Below are 21,588 nucleotides of genomic sequence, written 5' to 3'. Positions count from 1 at the left end.
TAAGGCTTTAACGTTGACTTACTTTGACCAATTTGATAAATTATAATTAGCACTTAGGACAAAAGAGTGCTAATGAGGTGAAAACATGATTACACAAAGACAATTAAGCATTTTAAATGCAATTGTTGAAGATTATGTTGATTTAGGACAACCTATAGGTTCTAAAGCTTTAATTGATAGACATCATTTAGATGTCAGTCCTGCAACAATAAGGAATGAGATGAAGCAACTTGAAGATTTGAACTTTGTAGAGAAGACGCATTCTTCTTCAGGGCGTTCACCTTCCGAAGAAGGGTTTAGACTTTATGTCGATCAATTGTTAAAACAAACCTCTCGTCAAAACAAAAATAAAATACAACGTTTAAATCAACTATTGATTGAGAATCACTATGATATTTCTTCAGCATTAAGTTACTTCGCAAATGAGTTATCAATGAAATCTCATTATGCAACATTAGTTGTTCGTCCAAAACATAGTGAAGAAATGATTAATAATGTTCATTTAATTAAGGCAAATGATTCAATCATGATTTTAGTAATTATTTATAATTCTGGTCATGTTGAGCATTTTCACTTGAATTCTTCACTTGAGTTATCATCCAATAGATTAATCGCCATTTCTAATTTTATTAGTAATAATAATATAGAAATAAGCGCTAAACTATCAGATAAAATTCGTTCTTTCGCGAACTCAAATGAAGAAAATCAATTCATTAATGACATTGTTAAGATGATAAATTCTCATATTAGCAAACAAAGTAATAGCATTTTCTTAGGTGGAAAGGTTAAACTAATTGATGCGTTAAATGAATCTAATGTTTCGTCAATTCAACCAATTTTGCAATATCTAGAATCTGAAAGAATCACTGAATTACTACAGACAATTTCAACTAATGATATTAACGTTAAGATTGGAAAAGAGATTGATGAAAGCCTTAGTGATATATCGATTGTAACGAGTCAATATCACTTCGACAATTCATTGAAAGGTCAAATTGCGGTTATTGGACCTACAGCAATGCGTTATCAGAATGTGATTCAATTACTTAACCAAATATGGTGATTTTAATTGTAATTATATTGGAGGGTAAAAAATGACAGAAAAAGATGAATCAGTAAAAAGTAATTCTGAATATACTGAAGAACAAGAAGTAAAGAACGAAGAAACATCAACAGTTGAAAATGTTGAAGATACTACTTCTGATAGTGATAATTCATCTAACGACAGTTCGAACGAAGAAAGTTCTGAAGAAACTGCAGTTGATCCTAAAGATGAAGAAATTCAGCAATTACAATTAAAAGCTAATGAAAATGAAGAAAAATATTTAAGATTATACGCTGAATTCGAAAATTATAAAAGACGAATTCAGAAAGAAAATGAAACAAATAAAACTTATCAATCTCAACGTGTTTTAACGGATATTTTACCAACGATTGATAATATTGAACGTGCACTACAAATTGAAGGTGATGATGAATCATTTAAATCACTTCAAAAAGGTGTTCAAATGGTACACGAAAGTTTACTAAGAGCACTTAAAGATAATGGTTTAGAAGAAATTGAAACAGAAGGTCAAGCTTTTGACCCTAACTTCCACCAAGCAGTAGTTCAAGATGATAATCCAGATTTCAAATCTGGTGATATTACTCAAGAATTACAAAAAGGTTATAAGTTAAAAGATAGAGTATTAAGACCATCAATGGTAAAAGTAAATCAATAAATTGACGAAAATACCATATATCAAAATTTTTAAAATTGGAGGAATTTTATTATGAGTAAAGTAATCGGTATTGACTTAGGTACAACAAATTCATGTGTAGCTGTATTAGAAGGCGATGAACCAAAAGTAATTCAAAACCCAGAAGGTGCTAGAACAACACCATCAGTTGTAGCATTTAAAAATGGTGAAACACAAGTTGGTGAAGTAGCAAAACGTCAAGCTATCACTAATCCAAACACTGTTCAATCAATTAAACGTCATATGGGGACTGACTATAAAGTAGATATTGAAGGTAAATCTTATACACCTCAAGAAATTTCAGCTATGGTATTACAAAACCTTAAAAACACTGCTGAAAGTTATTTAGGAGATAAAGTAGATAAAGCTGTTATTACAGTTCCTGCATATTTCAATGATGCTGAACGTCAAGCAACTAAAGATGCTGGTAAAATTGCTGGTTTAGAAGTTGAACGTATTATTAACGAACCTACTGCTGCAGCATTAGCATATGGTTTAGATAAAACTGATCAAGACCAAAAAGTATTAGTATTCGACTTAGGTGGCGGTACGTTTGACGTATCTATTCTTGAATTAGGTGACGGTGTATTCGAAGTACTATCAACTGCTGGTGATAATAAACTTGGCGGTGATGACTTTGACCAAGTAATTATTGACTACCTAGTGTCTGAATTCAAAAAAGAAAATGGCGTAGATTTATCTCAAGATAAAATGGCATTACAACGTTTGAAAGACGCTGCTGAAAAAGCTAAAAAAGACTTATCTGGCGTTTCACAAACTCAAATTTCATTACCATTTATTTCAGCTGGTGAAAGTGGTCCATTACATTTAGAAATTAGCCTTACTCGTTCTAAATTTGAAGAATTAGCTGATTCATTAATCAGAAGAACTATGGAACCAACTCGTCAAGCATTAAAAGACGCTGGTTTATCAACTTCTGAAATTGATGAAGTTATTCTTGTTGGTGGTTCAACACGTATCCCAGCAGTTCAAGAAGCTGTTAAAAAAGAAATCGGTAAAGATCCTCATAAAGGTGTAAACCCAGACGAAGTTGTAGCAATGGGTGCTGCGATTCAAGGTGGCGTTATCACTGGTGATGTTAAAGATGTTGTATTATTAGACGTAACACCATTATCATTAGGTATTGAAATTATGGGTGGACGTATGAATACGTTAATTGAACGTAATACTACAATCCCAACTTCAAAATCTCAAGTTTATTCAACTGCAGCTGATAACCAACCAGCAGTAGATATTCACGTATTACAGGGTGAACGTCCAATGGCAGCTGATAACAAAACATTAGGAAGATTCCAATTAACTGATATTCCACCAGCTCCACGTGGTGTTCCACAAATCGAAGTAACATTTGATATTGATAAAAATGGTATCGTAAATGTTACTGCGAAAGACTTAGGTACTAATAAAGAACAAAATATTACTATTCAATCAAGCTCTGCGCTTTCTGATGAAGAAATCGATCGTATGGTTAAAGATGCCGAAGAAAACGCTGAAGCAGATAAAAAACGTCGTGAAGAAGTAGATTTAAGAAATGAAGCAGATAGCTTAGTATTCCAAGTTGAAAAAACAATTACTGACCTTGGCGACAATATTAGTGAAGAAGATAAATCTAATGCGGAAAGCAAAAAAGATGCTTTAAAATCTGCGCTTGAAGGACAAGACATCGAAGATATTAAAGCGAAAAAAGAAGAACTTGAAAAAGTAATTCAAGATTTATCAGCAAAAGTATATCAACAAGCTCAACAAGCTCAGCAACAAGCACAAGATGGTGCTCAACAAACTCAAAACGATAGTAATGTTGAAGATGCTGAATTTAAAGAAGTTAAAGATGATGAAGATAAAAAATAATTGCTAAGCGTTTATAGTGTATGCTTATATTAGCAAACTATTATGAATGTAAGCCAAAAAGTCAAAGTCAATTGAACATTGGCTTTGACTTTTTCTTTTATAACTTCGTTCTTTTAAACATATTAAATAATTAAGTTAAGGAGAGATGGTCGTGGCTAAAAGAGACTATTATGAAGTCTTAGGTGTAAGTAAAAGCGCATCTAAAGATGAAATCAAAAAAGCATATCGCAAACTATCAAAAAAATATCACCCTGATATCAATAAAGAAGAGGGTGCAGATGAAAAATTTAAAGAGATTTCAGAAGCTTACGAAGTTCTAAGCGACGATAATAAAAGAGCAAATTATGACCAATTTGGCCATGATGGACCTCAAGGTGGTTTTGGTGGCCAAGGATTTAGCGGCCAAGACTTTAGTGGATTTGGCGGAGGTGGATTTGAAGACATCTTCAGCTCATTCTTTGGTGGTTCACGTCAAAGAGATCCTAATGCACCTAGAAAAGGTGACGATTTACAATATACGATGACTCTAGAATTTGAAGAAGCTGTCTTCGGAACTAAGAAAGAAATCTCAATTCGTAAAGATGTGACATGCCATACATGTAAAGGTGATGGTGCTAAACCAGGTACTAGTAAAAAAACATGTAGTTATTGTAACGGCGCAGGTCACGTATCAGTAGAACAAAATACAATTTTAGGCCGTGTACGCACGCAACAAACATGTCCAAAATGTGATGGAACAGGTCAAGAATTCGAAGAGCCATGTCCAACTTGTCATGGTAAAGGTACCGAAAATAAAACAGTTAAATTAGAAGTAACTGTACCTGAAGGTGTAGATAATGACCAACAAATCAGACTTGCCGGTGAAGGAACACCAGGAGAAAACGGCGGACCTCATGGTGACTTATATGTCGTATTTAGAGTAAAACCGTCTGACAAATTTGAACGTGATGGTGACGATCTTTATTACAAACTTAATGTTAGTTTCCCACAAGCATCACTAGGTGATGAAATAAAAGTTCCAACACTTAACGGAAACGTAATGTTAACTATTCCTTCTGGCACTCAAACTGGTAAGCAATTCCGCTTAAAAGATAAAGGTGTTAAAAATGTTCATGGATATGGTCATGGTGATTTATTTGTTAATATTAAAGTAGTTACACCTACAAAATTAACAGATAGACAAAAAGAAATTATGAGAGAGTTTGCTGAATTAAATGGTGAGTCAATTGAAGAACAGCCATCTAATTTTAAAGATAGAGCACGCAAATTCTTTAAAGGAGAATAACTAAATGAACTGGACAGAACTTTCGATTGTTGTAAACCATGAAGTTGAACCTTTAGCGACTGATATATTAGAAAATTATGGATCAAACGGCGTTGTAATTGAAGATTCTAATGATTTAATTAATCAGCCTGCCGATAAATTCGGCGAAATTTATGAACTTAAACAAGAAGATTATCCTGAAAAAGGTGTTCGATTAAAGGCTTATTTCAACGAATTAAAGTTTGATGAATCTCTAAGAAATAAAATTAAAACAGATGTTACAAAACTTGAAAATATTGATTCATCTGTATTGAATTTTTCTGAAAAAACAATAGCTGAAGTTGATTGGGAAAATGAATGGAAAAATTATTTTCATCCCTTTAGAGCATCAGAAAAATTCACAATTGTTCCAAGTTGGGAACAATACACTAAAGAAGATACTTCTGAAATGTGTATTGAATTAGACCCAGGCATGGCATTTGGAACTGGAGATCATCCAACAACAAGCATGTGTCTTAAAGCAATTGAAACCTATGTTAAACCAGAGCATTCCGTTATCGATGTTGGAACAGGTTCAGGTATTTTAAGTATTGCCAGTCATTTACTTGGAGTAAAACGGATTAAAGCTCTGGATATTGATGAGTTAGCTGTTAACGTTGCTAAAGAAAACTTTGCTAAAAATCATTGTGAAGATGCAATTGAAGCTGTACCAGGAAACTTATTAAAAAATGAAACAGAAAAATTTGATATTGTTATTGCAAACATTTTAGCTCATATTATTGAAGATATGATTGAAGATGCTTATAATACTCTAAATGAAGATGGTTATTTTATAACATCAGGAATTATAGAGGAAAAGCATGAACAAATATTAAATCAAATGGAACATGTAGGATTTGATATTATATCAGTAAATCATGACAATGGTTGGGTATGTATTGTAGGTCAGAAAGTGAGTGAATAATTTGCAAAGATACTTTATCGATCAAAACGCTGATGACAGTCAGCGTTTTTTTATAACAAATAAGGAAGATATACATCATATTACTAATGTGATGAGAAATACAGTTGGTAACCAGATTATTGTAACGTTTAAAGATAAAACCGTGTTTAAATCGGAAATCATTACTGTTGAGAATGAATCAATTGAAATTAAATTGATTGAGCACATTGATATCAATTCAGAGTTACCTGTACAAGTTACTATATGTAGTGGCTTAATCAAAGCAGACAAATATGAATGGTTAATTCAAAAAGCAACAGAATTAGGTGCTGATAGTTTCATAGCTGTAGAAATGGACAGATCTGTAGTCAAACTTAATTCAAATAAAGTTCAAAAAAAATTAGAACGTTGGCAAAAGATAATTAAAGAAGCAGCTGAACAAAGCTACCGTTTAATTATTCCTAAAATCAATTTTAAGTCGAATTTAAATGAAATTTGTGATACTATAAATCATTATGACTATATTTTGTTAGCATATGAAGATGAAGCAAAACGTGGTGAAGTTAGTCTTTTTAAAGAAACCTTGAAAAAATTTAAGACTAACGATCGTATTTTATTAATATTTGGTCCTGAAGGTGGCTTTTCAGAGAAAGAAATCTCTCTGCTTAAAGAAACGAGTGTTAATGTTGGTTTAGGACCTCGAATTTTACGGGCAGAAACGGCGCCACTTTATGCTTTAAGTGCTATCAGTTATGAAAATGAATTAATGGGGTGAATATTATGTCAACAGTTGCGTTTCACACATTAGGTTGCAAAGTAAACCATTATGAAACTGAAGCAATTTGGCAATTATTTAAAGACGCTGATTACGATAGAGTTGATTTTGAAACGAATGCAGACGTCTTCGTAATCAACACTTGTACAGTAACAAATACTGGAGATAAAAAAAGTAGACAAATCATTAGAAGAGCAATTCGACAAAATCCTGATGCAGTAGTATGTGTGACTGGATGTTATGCGCAAACATCTTCTGCAGAAATTATGGAAATTCCTGGCGTAGACGTAGTGGTAGGTACGCAAGATAGACACAAATTATTGGACTACATCCAACAATTTAGAGAAGAACGCCAACCAATTAATGGTGTTGGTAATATTATGAAAAATCGTACATATGAAGAATTAGATGTACCATATTTTACAGATCGAACAAGAGCTTCACTAAAGATCCAAGAAGGGTGCAATAATTTCTGTACATTTTGTATCATACCATGGGCTCGTGGATTAATGCGTTCACGTGATCCTGAAAAAGTGGTTGAACAAGCTACACAATTAGTTAATGCTGGCTATAAAGAAATTGTTTTAACTGGAATTCATACTGGTGGTTATGGTCAAGATTTAAAAGATTATAATTTAGCACAGTTACTTCGTGATTTAGAAGAAATTGATGGTCTTGAACGAATTAGAATTTCATCTATTGAAGCTAGCCAATTAACTGATGAAGTTATTGATGTTTTAAAACGTTCAAATAAAGTTGTTAGACATTTACATGTTCCATTACAATCCGGTTCAGATACTGTATTAAAACGAATGAGACGTAAATATACTATGGAACATTTTTCAGAGAGAATCACAAAATTACATGATGCGTTACCAGATTTAGCTGTTACAAGTGATGTGATTGTAGGATTCCCAGGAGAAACAGAAGAGGAATTCCAAGAAACTTATGACTTTATTGTTAAACACAAATTTTCTGAATTACACGTTTTCCCATATTCAGCTAGAATTGGTACGCCTGCAGCGCGTATGGATGATCAAATTGACGAATCTATCAAAAATGACCGTGTGCACAAATTAATCGCGTTAAGTGATCAATTAGCTAAAGAATATGCATCTAAATTTGAAGACGAAGTTTTAGAAGTGATTCCTGAAGAAGCTGGCGAAGTAGAAGGTACATTAGTTGGTTACGCTGACAACTATATGAAAGTTCAATTTGAGGGTAATGATTCTTTAATCGGACAAATTGTAAAAGTAAAAATCGTTAAAGCTGATTATCCTATTAATACAGGTAAAGTTGTTAGAATTGTAGAACACGCAACAAACAAGTCTGAAGAAGGCGTATTATTATAATTTTTAAAAATTATAATAATTTGGAATTGACCATAATAAATTCATATATTATACTAAGTAAAGCATAGTTGTATATTACTATGTATTGACTTTAAAGTTCCGTTGATATTTGGAGGGAGGGAAATACAGATGTCTAAAACAGTAGTACGTAAAAATGAATCACTTGAAGATGCATTACGTAGATTTAAACGTTCAGTATCTAAAAGTGGTACTATCCAAGAAGTACGTAAACGTGAATTTTACGAAAAACCAAGCGTAAAACGTAAAAAGAAATCAGAAGCTGCACGTAAACGTAAATTCAAATAATTAATAACTCTGTTGACTCCCTCAACAAGAATATTAATTATATATATGCTCTCGATTAGTTAAACTAGTCGAGAGTTTTTTTATATTAAAGCGTCTACTATCACTATTATAACGAAGTGTATTCATGTATAATCGGAATTGAGAGCGAGGTGAAATTGTGAACTATTTCAATGCGATACATACAGTTATCAATTCCATTTTAACTACTAATCATTTATTCAATAATCTATCTCAGATTGTAACGAGTCCATTAATATCACTTATATTAACGTGTATCATTTTTTTAGGCTTTTTATATCAATTGTATTCGAAGCGTATTAATTTTGCAGGAATTATCGCAATGCTTGCACTTTTAATTCTCTTCCTCGGCTTTTTAATTAACGGTGATGTTAATCTTATTTCTGTATTGCTATTCTTCGTTGGAGCAATACTCGTTATTATCGAATTATTTGTCATTGGTGCAGTCATAGGTATTATTGGCATATCATTGATTATACTTAGCATCATTATGTTAGGAGATAACATTCTTTTAATGCTATTAAATGTTGTGATTGCATCAATATTGGCAATTATTGAATGGGTGATATTAGTGAAATGGTTTAAAAGGAAAATTCCATTTTTAGATAAAGTTGTGTTAAAAGATTCTACTAATTCAGAAGCAGGATATAGATCTCACGATGATCGTTCTCATTTAGTTGGTCAAACAGCTCGTACTGTGACAGATTTAAGACCTGCAGGAATTATAACGCTTGATAATGAAAGAATAGATGCCGTATCAGATGGCGCTTTCATTTTAAGAAATAAAGAAGTTAAAATTCTTGAGGTAGAAGGATCTAGAGTTGTTGTTAGAGAAATTGAAAACACATAAAGGAGTGGTTAAATGTTTGGATTAGGCATTATAGTGATTGCAGTTATTATTGTTATTGCATTATTAGTGCTATTCTCATTTGTTCCAGTAGGACTTTGGATATCTGCAATTGCTGCTGGAGTTAAAGTAGGTATTGGAACATTGGTAGGTATGAGATTACGTCGAGTATCTCCACGTAAGGTAATTGGTCCATTAATTAAAGCACATAAAGCTGGTTTAAACCTTACAACAAATCAATTAGAATCACATTATTTAGCGGGTGGTAATGTCGATAGAGTCGTCGATGCGAATATAGCCGCTCAACGTGCAGACATTAACTTACCATTCGAACGTGGTGCAGCGATTGACTTGGCTGGACGTGACGTATTAGAAGCTGTTCAAATGTCTGTTAATCCTAAAGTAATTGAAACACCGTTTATAACTGGTGTAGCAATGAATGGTATAGAAGTAAAAGCGAAAGCTAGAATTACAGTACGCGCCAACATCTCTCGTTTAGTTGGTGGTGCAGGAGAAGAAACAATCATTGCTCGTGTAGGTGAAGGTATTGTTTCTACTATTGGTTCAAGTGAGCATCATACACAAGTACTAGAGAACCCTGATAACATTTCTAAGACTGTCTTAAGTAAAGGTCTTGATTCAGGTACTGCGTTCGAAATTTTATCTATCGATATAGCTGACGTAGATATTGGTAAAAATATTGGTGCTGACTTACAAACAGAACAAGCACTTGCAGATAAGAATATTGCGCAAGCGAAAGCCGAAGAACGCCGTGCTATGGCCGTAGCTTCAGAACAAGAAATGAAAGCGCGTGTTCAAGAAATGCGTGCTAAAGTGGTTGAAGCTGAATCTGAAGTGCCACTTGCAATGGCAGAAGCTTTACGTGAAGGTAATATGGGTGTCAAAGATTACTACAACCTAAAAAATGTAGAAGCTGACACTGGTATGAGAAATGCGATAAATAAACGTACTGAACAAAATGAAGATGAATCACCAAAGTAAATGTTAAGGGGTGATTAGATGAATATTGGTATTATAATTTTTATAATATCCATTATTGTAACAGGTATTAGTGCGATGAGGGATAAGAGTCATGAGCAAAGAAAAAATCAGAGACCACCACAACATAAGCCAACAACGTCTGATAAAAAAGAGACGCAAGGGAAAGGTTTCTTTGAGCAAATAGAAGAAGCATTTAGTGAATTAGAAAAAGAATTTACTAATGATGATGAGCCCTCTAAACAACAAAAGAAAACCGCACAACAAGAATCAAAACGCGTTTATCAAGATAAAGAACTTGAAAAAGAAATTATTGAGGAAAGTGTACCTGAAGAATTAGAGCGTTCAACTAGGCAACGTAATAGATTTGAAAGGGAAGCGCGCCAATCAACCAATACAAGAGAGCGTACTAGAGATGTTAATCATCTGAAAAAAGAACTTGAAAAACAACTCGTAGACGACTTATATAATGTACGCTCAGAAATTGATCGTGAAAAAGAAAAGCAACTTACAAGAATTGAAAATAAAGCAAGAGCGATTATTAATGATAAAAATCTATCTGAACGTACTAAACGTTATAGATTGAAGCAATTGTTAAATAGTAAGTTAATTGAACAAGATATGACACATCAAAAATTTCAATTCGATAATGATCCAGTCGTCAATGGTATTCTTTGGCAAGAAATTCTCAATAAACCTAAGCAATTATAATTAATATTTTAACCCGAAATTCATTTTCACATGATTTTCGGGTTATTTTTCTAATAAATATTAAAAGCTTATACTACAATTTAATAAAAAAAGCACACTAAGCCAAATAAATTTGTATACTTTAACAGACTTTAGTAAAATTTAAATGAAAGTTAATTTACTAAAGTAACTTAAATCTTAGCTTTTTAAAGATTTAGACATCATGTTTTATTTTTAAAACATAAGTGAACTAATATAATCTAAATATATACATTGTTTTAGTGAAAAGGAGCGCTTATATGCCAGGAATAATTCAAATAGACGACATTAATCATTCTCAAGCACTGTTAGGTAATAATGATGAACATATTAATGCGATTGAGGAAGCGTTTGATGTCGAAATACATGCTCGTGGCCAAGAAGTAGCAGTTAAAGGTCAAAAATTAGAGCTTGTAGAAAAATCAGAATTAGTTCTTAAAAATTTATTAAAAGTCATTGAAATGGGCAACACCATAACTTTAAAAGATGTTGAAGCTGCTATAAAAATGGCTGAAAATGATACGATACATCATCTCATCGATTTATATGATGAAGAGATTACAAAAGATGCTTTTGGAAAGACGATAAGAGCAAAAACGATGGGCCAAAGATTATACATTAATGCTATGAAAAACAATGACCTAGTCTTTGGAATTGGGCCTGCAGGTACGGGTAAAACATTTTTAGCGGTGGTGTATGCAGCTAAACAACTTAGAAAAGGTGCAGTTAAACGTATTGTATTAACAAGACCTGCTGTAGAAGCTGGGGAGTCTCTAGGATTTTTGCCTGGTGATTTAAAAGAAAAAGTAGATCCTTATTTGAGACCTCTTTATGATGGATTAAATACAGTATTGGGTAGAGAACAAACTGCAAGATTTATCGAGAGAGGCGCAATCGAAATTGCACCATTAGCCTATATGCGTGGCCGTACACTTGATGATGCTTTTGTCATTTTAGATGAAGCTCAAAATACAACGCATGCGCAAATGAAAATGTTCTTAACACGATTAGGATTTGGCTCTAAAATGGTAGTTACAGGAGATCAAACCCAAATTGATTTACCTAAAGGCGTCAAAAGTGGATTAAAAGAAGCAGTCAAAAAATTACATGGGGTTAAAGGAATTAATATTATGCAATTAGATCAAAGTGATGTTGTAAGACACCCATTAGTAAGTAAAATAATTGATCGCTATGAAGGAGACAATTAAATGTTTACAATTGATTTTAATGATCATACAGACCTTGTAGAAGAAACTTGGTATCAACAAATTGATGACTTACTTAATTTTGCTAAAGAACAAGAACAAATCGAAGAAGACGCTGAGCTTTCTGTTACTTTTGTTGATAAGAGTGAAATTCAAGAAATCAATAAAACATATCGAGATAAAGATAAAGTAACTGATGTAATTTCGTTTGCACTTGAAGAAGATGAGCCTGAAATTATTGGTTTAGACATGCCAAGGGTTCTTGGAGATATCATCATCTGTACAGATGTAGCTAAAGACCAAGCTGATTCATATGGCCATTCTTTTGAAAGAGAATTAGGTTTTCTAGCACTACATGGATTTTTACATTTACTAGGTTATGATCATATGAACGAAGAAGATGAAAAAGAAATGTTTGGACGTCAAGAGACAATATTAAATGCATATGGATTGACTAGAGATTAAGCAATTAAAGCGTTTCAAATATACGTTTGATGGGTTTAAAACACTTCTTCTTAAAGATCATAATTATTTACTACATATTGTAATTGCGATTATAACTATCATTTTAGGTTATATCTGCCAATTAAGTGCAACTGAATGGTTATTTATAATATTGGCTATCTTCTTAGTACTTACGATAGAAGCAGTTAATACTGCAATAGAATGTGTAGTTGATTTAGTCACAAGTGACTATCATGAACTTGCTAAGCAAGCTAAAGATATTGCTGCGTTTAGTGTTATGTTAGCATCAATTTTCGCATTAATAACTGGATTAGTTATTTTTTTACCACATATTTTTTAATATTAAAGGGGATGTTTTGATGAGTTATCAATCACATTATTTTCAAGAGGCACGAGAAGCACAAAGTCGGGCATACGTGCCATATAGTCAATTTAAAGTAGGTGCTTATTTAAAGACTAAAGATGGTCGAACATTTTATGGTGCCAACGTTGAAAATGCTGCCTATCCTGCTACAATTTGTGCCGAACGTTCAAGTTTAGTAGCAGCCATATCTGAAGGTTATCGACCTGGTGACTTTGAATCAATAACTGTAACGGTTGATGCTGAAAAGCCATCATCACCTTGCGGAACATGTAGACAAGTTCTTAAAGAATTATGTGATGATGATATGCCAGTATATATGACAAATCATAAAGGGGAATTACTTGAGTCAACTGTGGGCGAATTGTTACCACATGGCTTTTCAGGAAAGGATTTAGAATAGATGACAGAACATAAGTCAGGATTTGTATCAATTATAGGAAGACCCAATGTAGGTAAATCTACATTTATGAATAGAGTAATCGGACATAAAATTGCAATTATGTCTGATAAAGCTCAAACTACACGTAATAAAATCCAAGGTGTAATGACTCGAGACGATGCGCAAATCATCTTCTTAGATACACCTGGCATTCATAAACCTAAACACAAATTAGGTGATTATATGATGCGTGTTGCTAAAAATACATTATCTGAAATTGATGCAATCATGTTCATGGTTAATGTAAATGAAGAAATTGGGCGTGGCGATGAATATATCATGGAAATGCTAAAAAACGTTAAAACGCCAGTTTTCTTAGTGCTAAATAAAATTGATTTAGTACACCCAGATGCTTTAATGCCTAGAATAGAACAATATCAACAATATATGGATTTCACTGAAATCGTGCCAATCTCCGCATTAGAAGGATTGAATGTCGATCACTTTATAGATGTACTGAAACGTTATTTACCTGAAGGTCCAAAGTATTATCCGGACGATCAAATTTCAGATCACCCTGAACAGTTTGTTGTAAGTGAAATTATACGTGAAAAGATTTTACATTTAACGAGTGAAGAAATTCCTCATGCAATCGGCGTTAATGTAGATAGAATGATTAAAGAGAGTGAAGAACGTGTCAGAGTAGAAGCTACTATTTTCGTTGAGAGAGATTCACAAAAAGGTATAGTCATCGGAAAGGGTGGCAAAAAATTAAAAGAAGTAGGTAAAAGAGCAAGACATGATATCGAAATGTTATTAGGCTCAAAAGTGTATTTAGAACTTTGGGTAAAAGTTCAGAAAGATTGGCGTAATAAAGTTAATTTCATCCGTCAAATGGGATATATCGAAGATCAAGATTAATGGATCGAAGTTAGAAGGGTCGTGATACTATGCTCGAAAAACAAAAGGGAATCATTATAAAATCCGTAGATTACGGAGAATCTGATAAAATTATTACAATTTTAAACGAGCATGGTGCCAAAATACCATTGATGGTTAGACGAGCCAAAAAATCAAAAACAGGTTTACAAGCCCATACGCAACTCTTTGTGTATGGCTTATTTATTTATAATAAATGGAAAGGTATGGGGACTTTAAGTTCAGTGGATGTAATTAATCAATATTACGATCTACGGTTGGATATATTTAATAGCAGCTATGCAACATTGTGTGTTGAGGCCATTGAGCGTTCAATGGATAGTGATGACATTTCTCCATTCCATTATAAACTGTTACACTTTGTACTCGAAAAAATTTCATCTGGAAATTCAGCGCAACTTATGTCCATTATAGTAATGTTAAAATGTATGAATCTCTTCGGTTTTACAGCATTTTTTAATCATTCAGCTATTTCAGGTAGTTATGATCAATCACAATTAGCTGCATATAGTTTTGTTTATGATGGAACGATTCTTGAATCAGAATTATATAGAGATCCACATGCTTTACGTATATCTAACAAAACATTATATTTATTAGATGTCTTACAAAAATTACCTATAGATAAAATGAATCAATTTAATATTAGTCAAGGTATTCTGGATGAAATGTCGGAACTGCTTCTATTAATATACAAAGAATATGCAGGTATGTACTTTAAAGGTCAAAAGTTAATCAATCAATTGAAACGAATTGAATATTGATAAATCTTCCAATATAAATACAAAAACCCACCTCAAAAAATGATTTGAGGTGGGTTTTGTACTTTATATAATTATAGTTAGAAAGCAACTTTTTCAGCTAAGAACGTTTCCAATTCAGAAATAGGCATACGTACTTGTTCCATAGAGTCACGGTCACGCACTGTTACTTGATTATCTTCTAATGAATCAAAGTCAAATGTAATACAATATGGCGTACCAATTTCATCTTGTCTACGGTAACGTTTACCAATTGATTGAGATTCATCGAAGTCTATTGCAAATTTAGAACTTAATTGTTCGAAGATTTTAATCGCATCTTCAGATAATTTTTTGCTTAATGGTAAAACTGCAGCTTTATATGGTGCAAGGGCAGGGTGGAAGTGCAATACTGTTCGTGAATCTTTACTTCCTTCAACGCCTTCTTCTTCATATGCGTCACATAAGAATGCTAATGTAACACGGTCTGCACCTAATGATGGTTCAATACAATATGGCACATATTTTTCATTTGTTTCAGGATCATGGTATTTGAAATCTTCGCCTGAATGTTCACTGTGTTTTTTCAAGTCAAAATCAGTACGGCTTGCGATACCCCATAATTCACCCCAACCAAATGGGAAGCGATATTCAATATCTGTAGTTGCGTTTGAATAGTGTGATAATTCTTCTTCGTCATGATCACGTAGGCGCATATTTTCTTCGTTAATATTTAAATCTTTTAACCATTGGCTAGCAAATGTTTTCCAATAATTTTGCCATTCAATTTCTTCACCTGGTTTACAGAAGAATTCCAATTCCATTTGTTCAAATTCTCTAGTTCTGAAGATGAAGTTACCTGGTGTAATTTCATTACGGAATGATTTACCAATTTGACCAATACCAAATGGTAGTTTTTTACGCATTGAACGTTGAACATTTTTGTAATTTACAAAAATACCTTGTGCAGTTTCAGGTCGTAAGAAAATTTCATTTGTAGAATCTTCGGTAACACCTTGGAAGGTTTTGAACATAAGATTGAATTGACGAATATCTGTCCAATTAGCAGTACCACTTACAGGACAAACGATACCTTCATCGTCAATAATACGTTTCATTTCATCAAAACTTAAACCATCGGCGATAAAGTTTTCATCACCTTTTTCATTTTGCATGTAATCTTCAATTAACTTATCGGCACGATAACGGATTTTACTATCTTTATTATCAATCATAGGATCATTAAAGTTACCTAAATGACCTGATGCTTCCCATGTTTTTGGGTTCATTAAAATCGCTGCATCAATACCTACGTTAAATGGTGATTGTGTGATGAACTTTTGCCACCATGCTTTTTTAACATTATTTTTTAATTCAACACCTAATGGGCCATAATCCCACGTGTTTGATAATCCACCATAAATATCACTACCAGGAAAAACAAATCCTCTGTGTTTTGCTAATGATACAATTGTTTCCATATCTTTAACCATATAATCTCTCCTTATTAAATACATAAAAACGCCCCAAGACAATAAATAAATGAAAATATCACATTTATCATTATCTTGGGACGAGTTAATTTATTTCACTATATCAATTAAATATAGTTGATAACTTAATAACCCGCGGTTCCACCCAATTTAGTGTAGCCACTCACTTTTATCAAATTTTACGATTAGCCAAATTGAAGTTGTTAAGCTTACACCATCCTTAACTCGCTTACCATTAGTTTAATAGATTGATTATTTAATAGCAAGAAATTATATGTATTTGTAGGTACAATAATAAATAGGTATAATAGACGTGAACAATAAAGGGGTGAAGACCTATAGAACTTAGTAAAAGACAAGAACAAATTATTGAGATAGTCAAAAGTGGAGGACCTATTACCGGGGAACACATTGCCGAAAAACTAGACTTGACACGTGCTACTTTGAGACCTGATTTAGCAATTTTAACAATGTCAGGATTTTTAGAGGCTAGACCTCGAGTGGGGTATTATTATTCTGGCAAATCTAAAAACAAGTTAATGACTGATAAATTACGTCAATATGTTGTTAGAGACTATATGTCTCCACCAGTCATTGTAAAAGAGGATATGTCTGTTTATGATGCTATTTGTACGATCTTCTTAGAAGATGCTAGTACCTTATTTATTATTAACGAACACAATGATTTTATTGGTGTTTGTTCTAGAAAAGACTTGTTACGTGCATCTATGATTGGTGAAGATATTCATACCATGCCAATCAGTGTTAACATGTCTAGAATGCCAAATTTAACTTATCTTGAAGAAGATGAACTTATCATTTATGCAGCAGATCAAATGATAGAAAAAGAAATTGATTCAATACCAATTGTTAGAAGTAAAGGTAATCATAAATATCAAGTAACAGGTAGAGTATCAAAAACAACAATCGCAAATTTATTTGTATCATTATTTAAAGAATAGGTGGTAAAACGATGGAAAATATAAAGATAATCATCGCATCTGATTCAATTGGAGAAACTGCTGAATTAGTAGCTAGAGCGTGTATTTCACAATTTAATCCAAAAGAATGCAAACATGATTTTTTAAGATATCCATATATTGAAACTAAGGAAGATATAGATGAGGTTATTCAAGTAGCGAATGATAGAGAAGCAATTATCGTTTATACATTAGTAAAACCAGAAATGAAAACATATATGGAAAGCAAAATCGATTCCAATCAGTTACGCTCTATTGATATTATGGGACCATTAATGGAATATTTGAAAGAAGCATTTGAAGAAAATCCATATAATCAACCTGGTAGAGTACATCGTTTGGATGATGCTTACTTCAAAAAAATTGATGCGATTGAATTTGCCGTAAAGTATGACGATGGCAAAGATTCTAAGGGTCTACCTAAAGCTGATATCGTATTAATTGGTGTTTCTAGAACCTCAAAAACGCCGTTATCACAATACTTAGCCCATAAGAGTTATAAAGTGATGAATGTTCCAATAGTACCTGAAATAACACCTCCAGACATGTTATTTGAGATAGATCCAGCGAAATGTATCGCGTTAAGAATTAGCGAAGAAAAGTTAAATCGTATAAGAAAACAACGTTTAAAACAACTGGGACTAGGAGATTCAGCGAGATATGCAAATGAGTTGCGTATTAAAGAAGAGATTAAATATTTCGAAGATATCGTCAACAAAATCGGATGCACTGTGATTGATGTTTCCGATAAAGCAATTGAAGAAACTGCCAATGACGTTATTAATATAATAGAACGTTAATCAAAATAGTTTCAATTTAAACTTTAAAAATGTATAATATTATGATAAATATTTATGGGTGATGTACTTTGCGCATTGAACAATCAGTAATTAATGAAATTAAAGATAAAACAGATATTTTGGATTTAGTAAGTGAATATGTAAAATTAGAAAAAAGAGGACGCAATTACATCGGTTTGTGTCCTTTTCATGATGAAAAGACCCCTTCATTCACTGTTTCTGAAGATAAACAAATTTGCCATTGTTTTGGGTGTAAAAAAGGTGGCAACGTCTTTCAATTTACACAAGAAATTAAAGATTTATCATTCGTAGAGGCTGTTAAAGAACTAGGTGAACGTCTAAATATATCTGTTGACATTGGCAATTCAAGTGACTATACAAGTCAAATTGCGTCTGATGACTTAGCTATGATAGAGATGCATGAATTAATGAATGAGTATTATCAGTATGCTCTACTTAAAACGGTTGAAGGTGAAGACGCCTTAAACTATTTGACAAATAGAGGCTTTACTGAAGAACTTATTAAAGCGCGTGGAATAGGTTATGCACCGAATCACACGCATTTCTGTCATGACTTTTTACAACAAAAAGGTTATGATATTGAACTCGCATATGAAGCAGGCCTTCTATCTCGAAACGAAGAAAATTTTAGCTATTTTGATCATTTTAGAGATCGCATTATGTTTCCATTAAAAAATGCGCAAGGTCGTATCGTTGGCTATTCTGGCAGAACGCACAATAATCAAGAGCCTAAATATTTAAACAGTCCGGAAACACCGATATTTCAAAAAAGACGATTATTGTATAATCTTGATCAAGCTAGAAAATATATACGTAAAAATGACGAAGCCATTTTACTTGAAGGATTTATGGATGTTATAAAATCTGATTCTTCCGGCTTAAAACCTGTTATTGCTAGTATGGGTACAGCGCTATCAGATGAACACATAACCGTTCTCAAGAAATTAACATCTCATATAACACTAATGTTTGATGGTGATTTCGCAGGGCAAGAAGCAACGATTAAAACAGGACAACACCTTCTTCAACAAGGGTTAAATGTTTTTGTGGTTCAATTACCTAAAGACATGGACCCAGATGAATATATTACAAAATATGGTAATGAAAAATTTCTAGAATATGTTAATAATGAAAAGAAATCATTTATTTTATATAAAGTAAATCGACATAAAGACGAAATTACTAATAATGATTTAGCTTATGAACGTTACCTTAAAGAAGTTACACAAGACATTGCAATGATGAATTCACAAATATTACAAAATAAAGTCATTAAAGATGTTGCTAATATATTTAACGTAGATCCTAGTACATTAAATGGTAATGTATTAGGCCAACAGCAATATGTTCAGAATGACCCTTATTTTAACGATTATCAATCGTATGATAGTGAGATTCAACAAAACGTAAATGCAATGTTCTCAAATTTATCAAAGCAAGAGAGTGCTGAGAGAGCGCTACTTAAACATTTTATGCACGATAAAGATTTGTTTTTAAATTATCATAAGCAACTTGAAAGCGACGATTTTAGCAATCAATTTTTCAAGCGCATCTATAGTATTTTAGAAGAATTTTACGCAGAAAATGACAAATATTCGATAAGTGATATGATATTATACACAGACAACGATGATTTAAGAGATGCAATTATTGCATTAGACAATTATGATTTAAATGAAGAACCATATGATAGCGAAATTGAAGATTATATGAATGTTATAAATGAAGCTAAATATGGTGACACCATTGAAGAATTAAATCATAAGTTGCGCGAAGCATCGCGACTAGGTGATGTAGAATTACAAAAATATTATTTAGAGCAAATCGTTAATAAAAATAAAGCAAGAATGTAACATCATTATTAAAATAAATACGTATTTGAAGCATACAGGTTTTAACAAATCATATAAATTGTATTTCTATTTAATAACCATTATTGTATAATGGTTATTATGCGTTTTTAACGGGTAGAAATGGAACATAAGTAATATTTAACGAATGTAGTAGTTTTGAAAACAAATTAGTATTTAACATTCAAATATTGAATATGAAATGTTACCATTGTTATGAATTTTTATTAATACTTTTCTTATTATATTGAAATATTATATAATTAAATATCTTGTTTGAAAGCATATATTACTATTGGGAGGCCTTTTCATGTCTGATAACCAAGTTAAAATTAAAAAACAAACAATAGATCCGACATTAACATTAGAAGATGTTAAAAAACAATTAATTGAAAAAGGGAAAAAGGAAGGTCACCTTAGCCATGAAGAAATAGCCGAAAAATTACAAAATTTCGACATGGATTCTGATCAAATGGACGATTTCTTTGACCAATTAAATGATAATGATATCAGTTTAGTAAATGAGAAAGATAGCTCAGATACTGATGAGAAATTAAATCCTAATGATTTAAGTGCTCCTCCTGGCGTTAAAATAAATGACCCTGTCAGAATGTATCTAAAAGAAATCGGGCGAGTAAATCTACTTAGTGCTCAAGAAGAAATTGAACTCGCGAAACGTATTGAGCAAGGTGATGAAATTGCTAAGTCTCGTTTAGCAGAAGCTAACCTACGTCTTGTTGTAAGTATTGCAAAAAGATATGTAGGCCGTGGCATGTTATTCCTTGATTTAATTCAGGAAGGTAATATGGGATTAATCAAAGCAGTAGAGAAATTCGACTTTAGTAAAGGGTTTAAATTCTCAACATATGCTACTTGGTGGATTAGACAAGCAATTACTAGAGCGATTGCTGACCAAGCCCGTACAATCAGAATTCCAGTACACATGGTTGAAACTATCAATAAATTAATTCGTGTTCAAAGACAATTATTACAAGATTTAGGTCGTGATCCAGCACCTGAAGAAATTGGGGAAGAAATGGACTTACCACCAGAAAAGGTACGCGAAATTCTTAAAATTGCTCAAGAACCGGTATCTCTTGAAACACCAATTGGCGAAGAAGATGATAGTCATTTAGGTGATTTCATCGAAGACCAAGAAGCGCAAAGTCCATCTGATCATGCTGCATATGAACTATTAAAAGAACAACTTGAAGATGTATTAGATACACTTACTGATCGTGAAGAGAATGTTCTACGATTACGTTTCGGCTTAGATGATGGTAGAACGCGAACACTTGAAGAAGTTGGTAAAGTCTTTGGAGTTACGCGTGAAAGAATTCGTCAAATTGAAGCGAAAGCTTTAAGAAAGCTTAGACACCCAAGTCGTAGCAAGCGACTAAAAGACTTTATGGATTAATAAATAAAATAATTCGAGTTTAAATTGATTTATTTTTCATTGCTCATTATAGATTGAACACTTATAAACGCGTTGGATTAGTAATGATTACACT

The 21,588-nt window shown here is 32.6% G+C and carries 22 protein-coding genes; 21 read left to right on the top strand and 1 reads right to left on the bottom strand.

Annotation, left to right across the window (positions count from 1 at the left end):
* The first annotated feature begins 85 nt into the window (after positions 1-85).
* From hrcA to recO, 17 genes are all read left to right on the top strand, one after another.
* Positions 86-1,063: a heat-inducible transcriptional repressor HrcA gene (gene hrcA / locus JVV30_RS05425; RefSeq protein ID WP_204193626.1), complete on the top strand. Its 978-nt coding sequence runs from the start codon at positions 86-88 to the stop codon at positions 1,061-1,063.
* 31 nt (positions 1,064-1,094) lie between these two features.
* Positions 1,095-1,721, top strand: a complete 627-nt coding sequence (gene grpE / locus JVV30_RS05420; protein WP_053029529.1) for a nucleotide exchange factor GrpE — start codon at positions 1,095-1,097, stop codon at positions 1,719-1,721.
* A 51-nt stretch (positions 1,722-1,772) separates the two neighbouring features.
* On the top strand, positions 1,773-3,608 hold the full coding sequence (gene dnaK / locus JVV30_RS05415; RefSeq protein WP_053029528.1) for a molecular chaperone DnaK: 1,836 nt from the start codon (positions 1,773-1,775) through the stop codon (positions 3,606-3,608).
* Between the two features lie 151 nt (positions 3,609-3,759).
* On the top strand, positions 3,760-4,893 hold the full coding sequence (dnaJ, locus tag JVV30_RS05410; protein ID WP_070854950.1) for a molecular chaperone DnaJ: 1,134 nt from the start codon (positions 3,760-3,762) through the stop codon (positions 4,891-4,893).
* A 4-nt stretch (positions 4,894-4,897) separates the two neighbouring features.
* A complete protein-coding gene (gene prmA / locus JVV30_RS05405) occupies positions 4,898-5,836 on the top strand; it encodes a 50S ribosomal protein L11 methyltransferase (protein WP_204193624.1) in 939 nt (312 codons plus the stop codon).
* Between the two features lies 1 nt (position 5,837).
* Positions 5,838-6,590: a 16S rRNA (uracil(1498)-N(3))-methyltransferase gene (locus JVV30_RS05400; protein ID WP_053029525.1), complete on the top strand. Its 753-nt coding sequence runs from the start codon at positions 5,838-5,840 to the stop codon at positions 6,588-6,590.
* A 5-nt stretch (positions 6,591-6,595) separates the two neighbouring features.
* On the top strand, positions 6,596-7,942 hold the full coding sequence (gene mtaB / locus JVV30_RS05395; protein WP_053029524.1) for a tRNA (N(6)-L-threonylcarbamoyladenosine(37)-C(2))-methylthiotransferase MtaB: 1,347 nt from the start codon (positions 6,596-6,598) through the stop codon (positions 7,940-7,942).
* 129 nt (positions 7,943-8,071) lie between these two features.
* On the top strand, positions 8,072-8,248 hold the full coding sequence (rpsU, locus tag JVV30_RS05390) for a 30S ribosomal protein S21 (protein WP_000048060.1): 177 nt from the start codon (positions 8,072-8,074) through the stop codon (positions 8,246-8,248).
* A gap of 196 nt (positions 8,249-8,444) precedes the next feature.
* A complete protein-coding gene (locus JVV30_RS05385; RefSeq protein WP_371106760.1) occupies positions 8,445-9,116 on the top strand; it encodes an NfeD family protein in 672 nt (223 codons plus the stop codon).
* Between the two features lie 12 nt (positions 9,117-9,128).
* Positions 9,129-10,115 carry a flotillin-like protein FloA gene (floA, locus tag JVV30_RS05380; protein WP_053029522.1) on the top strand — a complete coding sequence of 329 codons (987 nt, stop codon included), beginning with the start codon at positions 9,129-9,131 and terminating at the stop codon, positions 10,113-10,115.
* An 18-nt stretch (positions 10,116-10,133) separates the two neighbouring features.
* Entirely contained in the window at positions 10,134-10,823 is a 690-nt protein-coding gene (locus tag JVV30_RS05375) for a hypothetical protein (RefSeq protein ID WP_053029521.1), read from the top strand.
* Between the two features lie 278 nt (positions 10,824-11,101).
* Positions 11,102-12,049, top strand: a complete 948-nt coding sequence (locus JVV30_RS05370; protein ID WP_204193623.1) for a PhoH family protein — start codon at positions 11,102-11,104, stop codon at positions 12,047-12,049.
* Positions 12,050-12,511: an rRNA maturation RNase YbeY gene (ybeY, locus tag JVV30_RS05365; RefSeq protein ID WP_070854954.1), complete on the top strand. Its 462-nt coding sequence runs from the start codon at positions 12,050-12,052 to the stop codon at positions 12,509-12,511.
* Positions 12,507-12,851, top strand: coding sequence for a diacylglycerol kinase family protein (locus tag JVV30_RS05360; RefSeq protein ID WP_053029518.1), 345 nt, complete (start codon positions 12,507-12,509; stop codon positions 12,849-12,851). Before ybeY ends, JVV30_RS05360 begins: the two co-directional genes overlap by 5 nt.
* A gap of 19 nt (positions 12,852-12,870) precedes the next feature.
* Complete coding sequence (cdd, locus tag JVV30_RS05355; protein WP_070854955.1) at positions 12,871-13,275, top strand: cytidine deaminase; 405 nt, start codon at positions 12,871-12,873, stop codon at positions 13,273-13,275.
* Positions 13,276-14,175 carry a GTPase Era gene (gene era / locus JVV30_RS05350; RefSeq protein ID WP_053029516.1) on the top strand — a complete coding sequence of 300 codons (900 nt, stop codon included), beginning with the start codon at positions 13,276-13,278 and terminating at the stop codon, positions 14,173-14,175.
* Between the two features lie 29 nt (positions 14,176-14,204).
* On the top strand, positions 14,205-14,957 hold the full coding sequence (gene recO, locus JVV30_RS05345) for a DNA repair protein RecO (protein WP_070854956.1): 753 nt from the start codon (positions 14,205-14,207) through the stop codon (positions 14,955-14,957).
* A gap of 77 nt (positions 14,958-15,034) precedes the next feature.
* Here recO and JVV30_RS05340 read toward each other — a convergent pair whose 3' ends face one another.
* Positions 15,035-16,426: a glycine--tRNA ligase gene (locus JVV30_RS05340; RefSeq protein WP_070854957.1), complete on the bottom strand. Its 1,392-nt coding sequence runs from the start codon at positions 16,424-16,426 to the stop codon at positions 15,035-15,037.
* A 338-nt stretch (positions 16,427-16,764) separates the two neighbouring features.
* Here JVV30_RS05340 and ccpN point away from each other — a divergent pair, with 338 nt between their 5' ends.
* The 4 genes from ccpN to rpoD all read left to right on the top strand — a co-directional run bounded on the left by ccpN (position 16,765) and on the right by rpoD (position 21,494).
* Positions 16,765-17,388: a transcriptional regulator CcpN gene (gene ccpN, locus JVV30_RS05335; protein WP_204193664.1), complete on the top strand. Its 624-nt coding sequence runs from the start codon at positions 16,765-16,767 to the stop codon at positions 17,386-17,388.
* Positions 17,389-17,399: 11 nt separating this feature from the next.
* A complete protein-coding gene (locus JVV30_RS05330; protein ID WP_204193622.1) occupies positions 17,400-18,206 on the top strand; it encodes a pyruvate, water dikinase regulatory protein in 807 nt (268 codons plus the stop codon).
* 68 nt (positions 18,207-18,274) lie between these two features.
* Positions 18,275-20,080: a DNA primase gene (gene dnaG, locus JVV30_RS05325; RefSeq protein WP_204193621.1), complete on the top strand. Its 1,806-nt coding sequence runs from the start codon at positions 18,275-18,277 to the stop codon at positions 20,078-20,080.
* A gap of 307 nt (positions 20,081-20,387) precedes the next feature.
* Positions 20,388-21,494: an RNA polymerase sigma factor RpoD gene (gene rpoD / locus JVV30_RS05320; protein ID WP_053029511.1), complete on the top strand. Its 1,107-nt coding sequence runs from the start codon at positions 20,388-20,390 to the stop codon at positions 21,492-21,494.
* The last annotated feature ends 94 nt before the right edge of the window (positions 21,495-21,588 follow it).

The organism is Staphylococcus sp. GDY8P47P (genome assembly GCF_016892225.1).
Lineage (GTDB): Bacteria > Bacillota > Bacilli > Staphylococcales > Staphylococcaceae > Staphylococcus > Staphylococcus borealis.
This window is presented reverse-complemented; position numbering and strand designations above follow the sequence as displayed.

Excerpts from the sequence above, each read along its gene's own strand:
- dnaK (WP_053029528.1), top strand. The coding sequence starts at position 1,773 with ATGAGTAAAGTAATCGGTATTGACTTAGGTACAACAAATTCATGTGTA.
- floA (WP_053029522.1), top strand. The coding sequence starts at position 9,129 with ATGTTTGGATTAGGCATTATAGTGATTGCAGTTATTATTGTTATTGCA.
- mtaB (WP_053029524.1), top strand. The coding sequence starts at position 6,596 with ATGTCAACAGTTGCGTTTCACACATTAGGTTGCAAAGTAAACCATTAT.
- cdd (WP_070854955.1), top strand. The coding sequence starts at position 12,871 with ATGAGTTATCAATCACATTATTTTCAAGAGGCACGAGAAGCACAAAGT.
- rpsU (WP_000048060.1), top strand. The coding sequence starts at position 8,072 with ATGTCTAAAACAGTAGTACGTAAAAATGAATCACTTGAAGATGCATTA.
- ybeY (WP_070854954.1), top strand. The coding sequence starts at position 12,050 with ATGTTTACAATTGATTTTAATGATCATACAGACCTTGTAGAAGAAACT.
- grpE (WP_053029529.1), top strand. The coding sequence starts at position 1,095 with ATGACAGAAAAAGATGAATCAGTAAAAAGTAATTCTGAATATACTGAA.
- JVV30_RS05370 (WP_204193623.1), top strand. The coding sequence starts at position 11,102 with ATGCCAGGAATAATTCAAATAGACGACATTAATCATTCTCAAGCACTG.
- rpoD (WP_053029511.1), top strand. The coding sequence starts at position 20,388 with ATGTCTGATAACCAAGTTAAAATTAAAAAACAAACAATAGATCCGACA.
- JVV30_RS05375 (WP_053029521.1), top strand. The coding sequence starts at position 10,134 with ATGAATATTGGTATTATAATTTTTATAATATCCATTATTGTAACAGGT.
- prmA (WP_204193624.1), top strand. The coding sequence starts at position 4,898 with ATGAACTGGACAGAACTTTCGATTGTTGTAAACCATGAAGTTGAACCT.
- recO (WP_070854956.1), top strand. The coding sequence starts at position 14,205 with ATGCTCGAAAAACAAAAGGGAATCATTATAAAATCCGTAGATTACGGA.
- JVV30_RS05330 (WP_204193622.1), top strand. The coding sequence starts at position 17,400 with ATGGAAAATATAAAGATAATCATCGCATCTGATTCAATTGGAGAAACT.
- JVV30_RS05340 (WP_070854957.1), bottom strand. The coding sequence starts at position 16,426 with ATGGTTAAAGATATGGAAACAATTGTATCATTAGCAAAACACAGAGGA.
- hrcA (WP_204193626.1), top strand. The coding sequence starts at position 86 with ATGATTACACAAAGACAATTAAGCATTTTAAATGCAATTGTTGAAGAT.
- era (WP_053029516.1), top strand. The coding sequence starts at position 13,276 with ATGACAGAACATAAGTCAGGATTTGTATCAATTATAGGAAGACCCAAT.